The following is a 10,248-nucleotide window of genomic DNA, read 5'->3' on the forward strand; positions in this document are numbered from 1 at the left end:
AAGCCCGCGGCCCGGCCTGCGGCGGCACCGGCACCCGCCACCACCGCGCGTCGCGCGCCCGCCAACCCCACCGCCCGCGCCAGCGCCCAGCGCGGCCAGAACAACGCGGCGGCCGTTGCCGCGAGCACCAGGGGCAACGCCACCACGCGCAATGGCCGCCGCGGTCATGCAGCGGTCGGCGGCTATTCCGGCGGCATCTCCTGCGTGCCCTATGCACGCCAGGCGACCGGCATGGACATCAGCGGCAATGGCCGCGACTGGTGGCACAACGCCGCCGGCCTCTATGCCCGCGGCAATCGCCCCGAGGTCGGCTCGGTCATGGCCTTCCCGGGTTCGGGCGGCATGCGTGCCGGCCATGTCGCGGTGGTGGAGCGCGTGATCTCCTCCCGCGAGGTCCTCATCCACCACGCCAACTGGGGCGGTCCCGGCATCCGCCGCGGGTCGATCATGCGCGGCGTGTCCGTGATTGACGCCTCGCCCAACAACGACTGGACACAGGTGCGCGTGCAGGTCGGCCACAGCGCGGAGAACTACGGCCGCGCCTATCCGCTCTATGGCTTCATCTACAACCGGCCCGACGCGACCGGCGGCACCATGATGGCGGGGCGCGACCTGCTGCGGGTGAATGCGGCGCAGGCCGCGAGCCTCGGTCTTGAGGAAGTGGCGCAGGCCCAGCCCCGCCGGCGCTGAGCCGCGCGCCCGTTCGACACGGCAGGGCCGCCCCGTGCTGGGGCGGCCCTTCGCGTTTCAGGCGGCCGCCATCTCCCGGCTGCGGTCCCACAGGTTCGGCACGGCGGCGTTGTCGTAGCCCGAGACGAAGCGCTTCTGCGCTCCGGTCTCGGGGTCGAAGACGCTGCGGATGATGGCGCCGATATTTCCGCCATAGACATGGATGCTGATGGAGGCGCGGTCCGGCAGCGCGTTCTCGACCACGTGGATGTCGTAGGTATCGGCGCTGACGGCCACCACCTCGCCCTGCCGCAGCCGATCCACCTGGCCGGGGCGCATCGGCACGCCGGGGCGCATCGGCACGCCGGGGCGCATCTCGGTCGAGACCTCCTCCCCCCGCAGCATGCCCACAAGGCCCCAGACCGTGTGGTTGTGGATGGGCGTGCGCTGCCCGGGGCCCCAGACGAAGGAGACGACGCAGAAGCGTTCCAGCGGGTCGCAATGCAGCAGGTACTGGCGGTAACGCGGGCCGGGCTCGGCAAAGGCGTCGGGCAGCCAGGCGTCGTCAGCGACCAGGCCGCGCAGCAGCGCCGCACCCTCGGTGAGCCAGCGGGTCTCGCTGGCGCCCTCCTCGGCCATGCGCGTCATGGCGCGGATGAAGTCCCGTAGGGGTGCGATGTCCGTCATGCTGGAGCCCTCCGCATGCCTGGGGCATGCTGGGCACAGGATTCCACGGGAGCCGGAGGACGGGCAATGCATGAACACCGGCGCGACGGCGCGGAGATTCTGCTTCTCCGCGAGGACCCCGCCATCCCCAACAACCCGCGCCTGCCGGTGGTCCTGCATCGCGGCGCCGTCCCGGCGCAGGACGCCGAGGCTGCCGAGGCGCTGTTCCGCCGCCATGGCTGGCGCCCCGCCTGGCGCGGCGGGATCTTCGACTGGCACCACTACCATTCCAACGCGCATGAGGCGCTCGCCATCGTCGCCGGGCATGTGCGCGTGCAGCTGGGTGGCGAGAGCGGCGTCGCAATCGACCTGTCGGCCGGCGATGTCGTGGTGCTGCCCGCCGGCACGGGGCATCGCAACCTCGGCGTCGATCCGTCGCTGCTGGTGGTGGGCGCCTATCCCGACGAGGCCGCGCCGCCCGACCAGCTGCACGGCGCGCCCGAGGAACGGCAGCGTGCCGTGCACGCCATTGCCACGACACAGGACCCCGCGACCGATCCGGTGACCGGCGGGGCCTATCCGCGGGGCTGAACCCCAGCCCGCCGCGCCCGGCCCGGGCGCGGCGGGGTGCTGCCGCCCTCAGGCCGCGGTCAGCACGATCCGCCCGACCACCTTGCCGTCCTTCAGCCGGTTCAGCGCGGCATCGGCCTGGTTCAGCGGCATGGTGGTGATCGGGATGGCGGGCAGCGCGCCGGATTGCGCGATTCCAACGAGTTCGCGCAGTTCCTTGACATTGCCCACGTAGCTGCCCTGGATGGTCAGGGCACGGATGGGCACCAGTGGCAGCGGGATGTTCATCTCGCCACCGAACAGGCCGACCTGGATCAGCTTGCCGCCTTTGCGCAGGGAATCGAAGGCGAAGCGCGCGGTGTCGGTGCCGTTCACCAGGTCGATGATGGCGCCGACCGGACCGCCGGCGGCGGCCATGATCTGCTTCGCCGTGTCGGGGCCGGCGGCGAGCACGGTGTCGGTCGCCCCCTCGGCCTTCGCCGCGTCGAGCTTCGACTGCGCCACGTCCACCACCACGATCCGCCGGTGGCCCTTGGCCTTCAGCACCGCGATGGCGTTCAGCCCGAGCCCGCCCGCGCCGACCAGCACGATCGGGTCGTCCGGATCCATCGGCATGACCTTGTTGATGGCGCTGAACACCGTGATGCCCGAGCAGGCATAGGTCGCGGCCAGCGCAGGGTCGAGGCTGCCGACCGGGACCAGGTGGCGCGGCTCGGGGGCCAGCACATGCGTCGCGTAGCCGCCATTCTGGTAGACACCGAGGCTGCGCGGCGTAAGGCACATGTTGTCCTCGTCCGCCAGGCACTTGGCGCATTTCCCGCAGCCGACCCAGGGGAAGACGATCATGTGGTCGCCGACCTTGAGGCCGGCGCCGTTCGCCTCCGGCCCCCATTTCAGCACGCGGCCGACGATCTCGTGGCCCATCGCCAGCGGCAGGGTCACGCCGCGGTCGGTCAGGCGCATCTTGCCGCGCGAGCCGAGGTCGTATTCGCCCTCCCAGATGTGCAGGTCGGAATGGCAGACGCCGGCATGGGTGATCTCGAGCAGGACCTGCTTGCCGGTGGGCTCCGGCGTCGGCAGTTCGATCTCCTGCAGGGGCATGCCGGTCTCGATGACGGCCCAGGCGCGCATGGCGGTTCCTCCGGTTGGTGATTGGCGTGGGGCCATCGGACCAAGGGGGGTGGCGCGGGTCAAGGTGGGCCGCGCCTGCGCTCAGTTCCGCACCCGCTCCCGCAGGAACAGCATCACCTCGTTCAACCCCTGCCCGCCCGCATCGTTCAGCACCGCGGGATGCGCCCCGCCCGGCAGCATCACGAGCCGCCCGTCACGCGCGGCCTCCACCATCCGCCGCGCGTGGTCCGCCGGCGTGATCCGGTCCTGCGCGCTCGCCACCACCAGCACCGGCGCGGCCACCCCGGGCAGGCGCGACAGGCTCTCGAAGCGGTGCCGCAGCAGCCAGTCCGTCGGCACCACCGGGTACATGCCGCGCGCGAGGTCGGCGACAGACGTGAAGGGGCTCTCGAGAACCACCGCCGCGATACCGGGCCGGTTCTCTGCCAGTCGGGTGACCACGCCGGTGCCCAGGCTCTCGCCCCACAGCACCAGCGGCCGGTCGGGGAAGCGTGCCACAGTCCAGGCCAGGATCGCGGCGGCATCGGCGGCGATCGCCTCCTCGCCCGGCCGGCTGGGATTGCCGCCATAGCCGCGGTATTCCGCAAGAACAACGCTGTAGCCGGCGCGGTTGAGAGCAAAACCGAGCCCAACCCGGTCCTCCGCATTGCCACCATTGCCGTGGAAATGCAGCACGACCGGCGCGCGCGGGCGCCCTTCCATGGCCAGGAAGGCCAGCTCCAACCCGTCCGCGGTGCGGATCACCGGCCGCTCCCAACCGGGCGGTGCGGCGATCACCCGCGGGTCCGTCAGGAAGATCAGCCGCTCCTGTCCCGCCCAGAGCGCGCCGACCAGCAGCAACGGCAACCCGGCGACGATGGCGATGGCGGTCAGCACGTGGCGCATGGCGCGGTCATGGCCGGTGATCTGCGGGCGCGCCCCGCGCCCCGCAAGCGCCGCGCCATGGCTCAGGAACCCCGATACGCGACGCCCGGCCGGCGCGGGCCCCACCCGGCCGGACCGGCGCGGTACCGATCGCCGCGACCGGGCCGCACCCGGCTACTTCGCAGGCTCGCAGGGGACGCTGCCGATCGCCGCCCCGGCCAGCGCGCCAACACCGGCGCCGATCAGCGCGCCGCGTCCGGCATCCGCCTGCATCGACCCCGCGATCGCGCCCATCCCCGCCCCGATCGCCGCGCCATAGGCCGCGCCCGTCGCCGGGTCCTCGCAGACCGGCGCCGCCGGGATCGGCATGGGCACTGGTTGCACCACGACGCAGCCGGCGAGCGGCAGGGCGAGCAGGAGTCGCTTCATATGCGCACCCTGCCACGCGAAGCGGGCGCCGGTGTGGCGCGCTTCAGTCCGGGCGGATGTTGTTCTCGCGCACCACCCGCGCCCAGGTCTCCATCTGGCGCGCGACGAAGGGCCCGAACACCGCCTCCCCGTGCGGGTCGAGGTCGATGCCCAGGCCGATCACGCGCTCGCGCACCTCCGGGATGTCGAGCGCCTTGCGGATCGCGCCCTCCATGCGCTGCTTGATCGCCGGCGGCAGGTTGGCCGGCCCCAGGAAGCCCCAGAAGGCGCGCGCATCGATCCCCGGAATGCCGGATTCCGCCAGCGTCGGGATGTCGGGCATGGAGGGGGAGCGCGTCGCCCCGGTCTGCGCCAGCGGGATCAGCGCGCCGGAATCGATATGCGCGCCGATGGCGGGGCGGGTGGCGATGGGCAGGTCCACCTCCCCCGCCACCGCGGCGATGGAGAGCGGCCCGCCGCCGCGATAGGGCACGTGGACCAGGCGGAAGCCGCCGGTGCGCTGCGCCAGTTCCATGGTCAGGTGGGCCAGCGACCCGTTGCCGATGGTGCCGTAGGTCACCGTCTCGGGCCGTGCCTTGGCGGCCTCGATCACCTGCGCCATCGACCGGTAGGGCCGCGTGCGGTGCGCGGTCAGCACCATGGGGGCGGTGCCGAACATCAGCAGCGGCGTCAGGTCGCGCTGGGTGTCGAAGCCGATGGTCGGGATCAGCGCCGGGTTCACCGCATGGGTGTCGAAGACCAGCACCCAGGTATTGCCGTCCGGCGCGCTGCGCGCGACCGCGGCGGTGCCGAGCGAGCCCGAGGCACCGGCGCGGTTCTCGACCACGATCGGCACGCCGAACTCGGCCTGCAGGCGCGGCTGCAGCATGCGGGAGAGCGCATCGGTCGACCCGCCCGGCGGGAAGGGCACGATGATGCGGATGGGCCCGCTGGGCCAGGCCGCCTGGGCGCGGGCGATGGCTGGCGCCGCAGGCAGCAGTGCCGCCGCCAGAAGCGGGCGTCGATGGATCATGGCCGTTGTCCTTCCCGGAACTCCGGCGCCGGGGTCGCCCGCGGCGCCGGGTCCGTCAAGGGGACGGTCTGGTCATTGGCCACCGCCCCGGCTCGGGCCGGCCGCCAGTGCGGCCAGGGCAGCGCCGGCGGTCGGAATGCGCGGCGGCTGCGCGAGGCGGCGGATGGTCTGCTCCGGGCCGGCGGTGAAGATGCTGCGCGGCAGCGCCTGGGCGGCGGCCGCCCTATCATTCGCGTCGAGCGCATCGGCGGCGCGCATCAGGCCGTCGATCACGCCCTGCGCCGGCGCGCTCGCGGGGATGCCGAGCGCCTGGCGCCCTTGGTTGCGGGCCAGGGTGAGCTGGTTCATCGCCTGCCCGGAGGCGGTCTGCCAACGCGGATCGGCCGGAACCGCGCCGGTCAGGTACTCGATGTCGGCGATCGCGCGCGCCGCAGCCGCCGGCTGGTTCGGCTGGGGCTGACGGAAGAACGCACCTGCATTCTGGCGGGCGACTGTGATGGGGTCGGTGGTCACGGTGCCGGCGCCGGCGGTGCCCGGCAGGGTCGGCGGCGGCGTGGTCGGCCCGCAGGCGGCAACCGCAAGGGCGCCGAGCAGGATGGTGCGACGGATCATGGGGGGGGCTCCTCAATCAGTACCGCGACCCTAGCCGACCATCGGCGCCGTGTCTTGATGCAGCGCAAGTCGCGCACGGTCTCAGCCGTAGCCTGCCTCGCGGATACGGGTGCCGAGGACGTTGACCTGGACGGCCAGGGCGGCGCTCTCCTCCTCGCGCAGGCGGGTGAGCAGGCCGCTGGCGGCGGCCTCCATCTCGCGCAGCAGGGAGGGCAGGCCCGGGGGCGGGACGGCGCCGGCGGAGAGGCGCGCGGCGATCCGTTCCAGGCCGTCGAGGTTCACGCCGAGGAACCTGCGCGCTTCCTCGAGCCGTTCTGGGCGGCGCTCGAACTCGTCGAGCACGGCGCCGATGGCGGTGACGACCGGCAGCAGGCGCGGTTCGTGCAGGCGCTGTGCGGCCTCGATGATCGCACGCAGCCGGGCGCGCGCATCGTCCAGCGGGCGCGGCGGTGGCGGCGCTTCCGGTGTGGGAGGCGGCAAGGGTGCCGGCGCCTCCTCGATACCGGCATAGAGCAGCCTGGTCCCGCCCCAGGCGCCGGCCGCCAGGATCAGCGCGGCGACCGGCCCGGCAGAGGCGCCGAGCCAGGCGACGCTGGCCACGCTGGCGCCCATCGCGAGCGCGGCCAGCCCGGCATCGCCGGCGCGCCCGCGGCGCATCAGCCAGGCCGCGACGATTGGGAAGCCGAGGCCGAGCAGGCAACCGAGCAGCGCCACCTCCCGTCCGGCGAACAGGTTGAACAGGGTCGCCGGCAGCAGCGGCAGGATGGTGAAGGGCAGCAGCCAGCGCCGCCAGAAGGCCGAGATCATGTCGGCACCACCGCCATCACCGCGCGGAACAGCGCGAGCAGCCCGGCGATCCACATGGTGCCGCCCAGCAGGAAGAAGCCGATCAGCCGCGTGCCAACCGGCGGCGGGGCGGTGGGCGGGGCCATGGGTGCGTTGCGCGGGGTCATCTCGCGGCCTTAGATCGCCCCCCGGCCCGGGCCGATCAAGGCGGGCGCATGGAGGGTCGCGCATGGAACGCATCGCGGTGGTGGGGGCGGGGCTGATCGGCAGCGCCTGGGCCATGGTGTTTGCCCGTGCGGGGCATCCGGTGCGCCTGTGGGACCCGGCGCCAGGCGCGAGCGAGGCAGCGATGGCGGTGGTCGGCGCGCGGCTGCCGGACCTGCACGCCGCGGGGCTGGTCACCGAGGCGCCCGCCGCCATCGCCGCGCGCATCGAGGTCGCGGCGACGCTGGAAGCCTGCCTCGCGGGCGCCGGCCACGTCCAGGAGAACGGGCCCGAACGTGTCGAGGTGAAGCGCGAGACCTTCGCGCGGCTCGATGCGCTGTGCGGGCCGGAGGTGGTGCTGGCCTCCTCTACCTCGGGAATCCCGGCCTCCGCCTTCACCGAGGGGCTGGCGGGGCGTGCGCGCTGCCTGGTCGCGCATCCGGTCAACCCGCCCTACCTGGTGCCGCTGGTCGAGCTGGTGGGCGCGCCCTGGACGGATCCGGCGGTGGTGGCGCGCACGCGGTCGCTGATGGAGCGGGTCGGCCAGGTGCCGGTGACGGCGCTGAAGGAAACGCGGGGCTTCGTGCTGAACCGCCTGCAGGCCGCGCTGGTGGCCGAAGCCTTCCGGCTGGTGCGCGACGGGGTGATGTCGGTCGAGGACGTCGATGCCTGCGTGAAGGACGGCCTCGGCCTGCGCTGGTCCTTCATGGGGCCCTTCGAGACCATCGACATGAACGCGCCGGGCGGTGTGGCGGACTATGCCGCGCGCTTCGGCGCGCTGATGGGCGGCATCACCGAGGAGCAGGCGCCTTATCACTACGACGCCGGGACCGTGGCGGCGGTGGATGCGGCGCGGCGCGCGGTGCTGCCGCGCGACGGGATTGCCGAGCGCTCCGGCTGGCGGGACCGGCGGCTGATGGCATTGGCGGCGCACAAGCGCGGTCAGCCGGGCTGACGGCGCACACCGCCTGCCCAGCGCGCGGCCCTGGCGGAGCGGCCGGCCGCCCTGGCAGGATGCGGCGCGCAGCAGATCGAGGGCGGGACGCGATGCAGGTCAGCTATCAGAGCAGCGTGGCACAGGGCGGCCGCGTCGGGCGGATCGTCGCGTGGATCTTCCTGCCCCTCGGGCTCGCGCTGCTTGCCGGGGGCGGCTACGCGGCCTGGCGCGAGGTCGAGTTCCGTCGCGGCGCCATCGAGACCGACGGCCGCGTGGTGGAGATGCGCTCGCGCATCGACAACGACCGCAACCGCGGCACCTCCCGCACCTATGCGCCGGTCTTCACCTTCGCGCTGCCGAGCGGGAAGCTGCAGCGCGTCGAGGCCGGCATCTGGTCCAACCCACCCTGCTGCACGGTGGGCGAGGCGATCCGCGTGCGCTACCGGCCGGAAGCGCCCGAGCGCGCGCAGATGACCGGCTTCATGGAGAGCTGGTTCGTCGCGACGCTGCTGGGCGGCATGGGGCTGGTCTTCACGCTGGTGGGTACCGCGGTGCTGCGCGTCGCGCGCCCCGGCGGGCCCGGCCTCGCGATGGCGCCGCCGGGCGCGCCCGGCATGGCGATGCCGCAGGCCGGCGTGCCACCCAACGCCATGACCTTCGCCGTGCCGCTGGTCGGGATGCGGCGGCAGGGCGGCGCCTGCATCCTGCAGGCGCGTTGGGCCGACCCGCGCAGCGGCGTCCAGCGGCTGTTCGAGAGCCCGCCCATCCCCTTCGACCCCGTGCCGCAGATGCGCAGCATGACCAGCGTGCAGGTCACCTTCGACCCCGGCATGCCGGACGGGCCCTATGCCATGGACCTGTCCTTCCTGCGCGAGCCGGACGCCGATGCGACGGTGGTGCAGCGGCGCGGCTGAAGCGGGCGCGCGGCCGCCGCGCTTACCGGATGGGCGGCGGCGCTTCTCGCGCCGCCGCCGCCGGCACGACGGCATCATGCCGCACCGTGACCCCGGGCACGGCGCGCCGCCCGCGTTCCTGGTTCCGATGTCCGTCGGCGGCGGGAGGAAGACCTGATGGCGCGACGCTTCTCCCTCGACCGGCTGATGCACCTGCTGCCGCTGCTGATCGGCCTCGCACTGCTCGTGGCGGCGGCAGCCACGACGGTGTCCCAGATCATCTTCCGCGCCGGCGCCGAGGTGACCCAGGCGCGCATCGTCGAGATGCGGGCCAGCACCTCGCGCGAGCGCGACGGACGGGACTCCACCGTCTACTACCCCGTCTACGAGTTCGACCTGCCGGATGGCCGCAGGGTGCGGACCCGGGGGCCGGTGGGCAGCGCAACGCCCTGCTGCGAGGTCGGCGACCTCGTGCGCGTGCTCTACGACCCCGCGCACCCTGAGCGCGCGGGACAGGACAGTTTCGAGGACAGCTGGCTCCTGCCCACGGTGCTCGGCGCCTTCGGTGCCCTGATGTTCGGCGCGGGGGTGCTGGTCTGGCGCGTGTTCGGCGGCGAGGCAGCCTCGCCCAAGCCGGCGGTGCGCCGCTTCGAGGAACGCGCCCTCGCCCGCGTGGCCGGCGTGAAGCGCATCGAGACAGCCGACGGGCCGCGCTGGATCGTGCAGGCGCGCCTCGATGATCCACTGACCCAGGCGGAGCGCATCTTCGCGAGCGAGCCCCTCCCCTTCGATCCGTCGGCGCAGTTGCGTTCGCTGCAGACGGTGCCGGTGGAATACGACCGCGACCCACGCGGCGGCTTCCGGATGGACCTGCACGCGCTGCGCCCGCCCGTGGCGCCGGTTGTGCCCCGCGACGCCGCGCCGGCCAGCCGCGACGTCACGCGCCTCAACGGCATCGCGATGGATGGCAGCGAGCCGGTGACACGCTCGCTGCCGCTGACGCTGCTGTGCATCGGCGCGGTGTTGCTGCTCGGCGCGGTGGCGCTGGCCTGGCCGCAGCTGGCGTTCCGGATCGGTGCGGCCAGCGCGCCGGGGCTCGTGGTGGACATGCGCGTCACCAGCGGCGGCAGCGCGCCGGTCTTCACCTTCACGCCGCCCGGCGGGCGCGAGATGCGCGTCGTCTCCCCGATCGTCTCCAACCCGCCCTGCTGCCACGTGGGCGAGGCGGTGACGGTGCGCTACCGGCCCGAGGAACCGCGCCGGGCGCGTATCGCGAGCCTGCAGGATGACTGGTTGTTGCCTGGCGTGCTGACCGGCTTCGCGATGCTGTGGCTGCTGCCCGGGCTGATGGCGCTGCGCGCGCGGCGGATCTTCCTGCGGCGCGGCGGCGTCGTGGCATCGGCCCGCGAGGACCGGCCGCCGCCGCCGGCGGTGGAGCCGCCCGGGCACGGCGTCCCGGTGCCGCTCGCGGGGTT

At 73.6% G+C, this 10,248-nt stretch carries 13 protein-coding genes; 5 read left to right on the top strand and 8 right to left on the bottom strand.

Features of this window, described 5'->3' with window-relative positions:
* Positions 1–690 (top strand): CHAP domain-containing protein (locus HW578_RS17125; protein ID WP_198371826.1); only part of this gene is annotated, 690 nt, incomplete at its 5' end.
* Positions 691–747: 57 nt separating this feature from the next.
* On the opposite strand, the gene HW578_RS17130 is transcribed toward HW578_RS17125, so the two are convergent.
* Entirely contained in the window at positions 748–1,356 is a 609-nt protein-coding gene (locus HW578_RS17130) for a cysteine dioxygenase family protein (protein ID WP_198371827.1), read from the bottom strand.
* A 66-nt stretch (positions 1,357–1,422) separates the two neighbouring features.
* Between HW578_RS17130 and HW578_RS17135 the strand changes: the two genes are divergently transcribed.
* Positions 1,423–1,926: a cupin domain-containing protein gene (locus tag HW578_RS17135; RefSeq protein WP_198371828.1), complete on the top strand. Its 504-nt coding sequence runs from the start codon at positions 1,423–1,425 to the stop codon at positions 1,924–1,926.
* 48 nt (positions 1,927–1,974) lie between these two features.
* Here HW578_RS17135 and HW578_RS17140 read toward each other — a convergent pair whose 3' ends face one another.
* The 7 genes from HW578_RS17140 to HW578_RS28250 form a co-directional block, all read right to left on the bottom strand.
* On the bottom strand, positions 1,975–3,036 hold the full coding sequence (locus HW578_RS17140; RefSeq protein WP_198371829.1) for an alcohol dehydrogenase: 1,062 nt from the start codon (positions 3,034–3,036) through the stop codon (positions 1,975–1,977).
* A gap of 81 nt (positions 3,037–3,117) precedes the next feature.
* On the bottom strand, positions 3,118–3,921 hold the full coding sequence (locus HW578_RS17145; RefSeq protein WP_198371830.1) for an alpha/beta hydrolase: 804 nt from the start codon (positions 3,919–3,921) through the stop codon (positions 3,118–3,120).
* A 153-nt stretch (positions 3,922–4,074) separates the two neighbouring features.
* Entirely contained in the window at positions 4,075–4,329 is a 255-nt protein-coding gene (locus tag HW578_RS17150) for a YMGG-like glycine zipper-containing protein (RefSeq protein ID WP_232479055.1), read from the bottom strand.
* A gap of 43 nt (positions 4,330–4,372) precedes the next feature.
* Entirely contained in the window at positions 4,373–5,341 is a 969-nt protein-coding gene (locus HW578_RS17155; protein ID WP_198371831.1) for a tripartite tricarboxylate transporter substrate binding protein, read from the bottom strand.
* 72 nt (positions 5,342–5,413) lie between these two features.
* Positions 5,414–5,953, bottom strand: coding sequence for a hypothetical protein (locus tag HW578_RS17160; protein WP_198371832.1), 540 nt, complete (start codon positions 5,951–5,953; stop codon positions 5,414–5,416).
* An 81-nt stretch (positions 5,954–6,034) separates the two neighbouring features.
* Positions 6,035–6,760 carry a hypothetical protein gene (locus HW578_RS17165; RefSeq protein WP_198371833.1) on the bottom strand — a complete coding sequence of 242 codons (726 nt, stop codon included), beginning with the start codon at positions 6,758–6,760 and terminating at the stop codon, positions 6,035–6,037.
* Entirely contained in the window at positions 6,757–6,885 is a 129-nt protein-coding gene (locus HW578_RS28250; RefSeq protein WP_255529083.1) for a hypothetical protein, read from the bottom strand. Before HW578_RS28250 ends, HW578_RS17165 begins: the two co-directional genes overlap by 4 nt.
* An 83-nt stretch (positions 6,886–6,968) precedes the next feature.
* On the opposite strand from HW578_RS28250, the gene HW578_RS17170 reads away from it, so the two are divergent.
* The 3 genes from HW578_RS17170 to HW578_RS17180 form a co-directional block, all read left to right on the top strand.
* Positions 6,969–7,898, top strand: a complete 930-nt coding sequence (locus tag HW578_RS17170; protein WP_198371834.1) for a 3-hydroxyacyl-CoA dehydrogenase — start codon at positions 6,969–6,971, stop codon at positions 7,896–7,898.
* A gap of 92 nt (positions 7,899–7,990) precedes the next feature.
* Positions 7,991–8,794 carry a DUF3592 domain-containing protein gene (locus HW578_RS17175; protein ID WP_198371835.1) on the top strand — a complete coding sequence of 268 codons (804 nt, stop codon included), beginning with the start codon at positions 7,991–7,993 and terminating at the stop codon, positions 8,792–8,794.
* Between the two features lie 156 nt (positions 8,795–8,950).
* Positions 8,951–10,248, top strand: a 1,298-nt coding sequence (locus HW578_RS17180; protein ID WP_198371836.1) for a DUF3592 domain-containing protein, incomplete at its 3' end; no start/stop codon positions are given.

It is taken from the genome of Roseomonas rosulenta (assembly GCF_016106005.1).
Classification (GTDB): Bacteria; Pseudomonadota; Alphaproteobacteria; order Acetobacterales; family Acetobacteraceae; genus Neoroseomonas; species Neoroseomonas rosulenta.

Coding starts and splice junctions, on each gene's coding strand:
- HW578_RS17130 (WP_198371827.1), bottom strand. CDS start 1,356: ATGACGGACATCGCACCCCTACGGGACTTCATCCGCGCCATGACGCGC.
- HW578_RS17135 (WP_198371828.1), top strand. CDS start 1,423: ATGCATGAACACCGGCGCGACGGCGCGGAGATTCTGCTTCTCCGCGAG.
- HW578_RS17140 (WP_198371829.1), bottom strand. CDS start 3,036: ATGCGCGCCTGGGCCGTCATCGAGACCGGCATGCCCCTGCAGGAGATC.
- HW578_RS17145 (WP_198371830.1), bottom strand. CDS start 3,921: ATGCGCCACGTGCTGACCGCCATCGCCATCGTCGCCGGGTTGCCGTTG.
- HW578_RS17150 (WP_232479055.1), bottom strand. CDS start 4,329: ATGAAGCGACTCCTGCTCGCCCTGCCGCTCGCCGGCTGCGTCGTGGTG.
- HW578_RS17155 (WP_198371831.1), bottom strand. CDS start 5,341: ATGATCCATCGACGCCCGCTTCTGGCGGCGGCACTGCTGCCTGCGGCG.
- HW578_RS17160 (WP_198371832.1), bottom strand. CDS start 5,953: ATGATCCGTCGCACCATCCTGCTCGGCGCCCTTGCGGTTGCCGCCTGC.
- HW578_RS17165 (WP_198371833.1), bottom strand. CDS start 6,760: ATGATCTCGGCCTTCTGGCGGCGCTGGCTGCTGCCCTTCACCATCCTG.
- HW578_RS28250 (WP_255529083.1), bottom strand. CDS start 6,885: ATGGCCCCGCCCACCGCCCCGCCGCCGGTTGGCACGCGGCTGATCGGC.
- HW578_RS17170 (WP_198371834.1), top strand. CDS start 6,969: ATGGAACGCATCGCGGTGGTGGGGGCGGGGCTGATCGGCAGCGCCTGG.
- HW578_RS17175 (WP_198371835.1), top strand. CDS start 7,991: ATGCAGGTCAGCTATCAGAGCAGCGTGGCACAGGGCGGCCGCGTCGGG.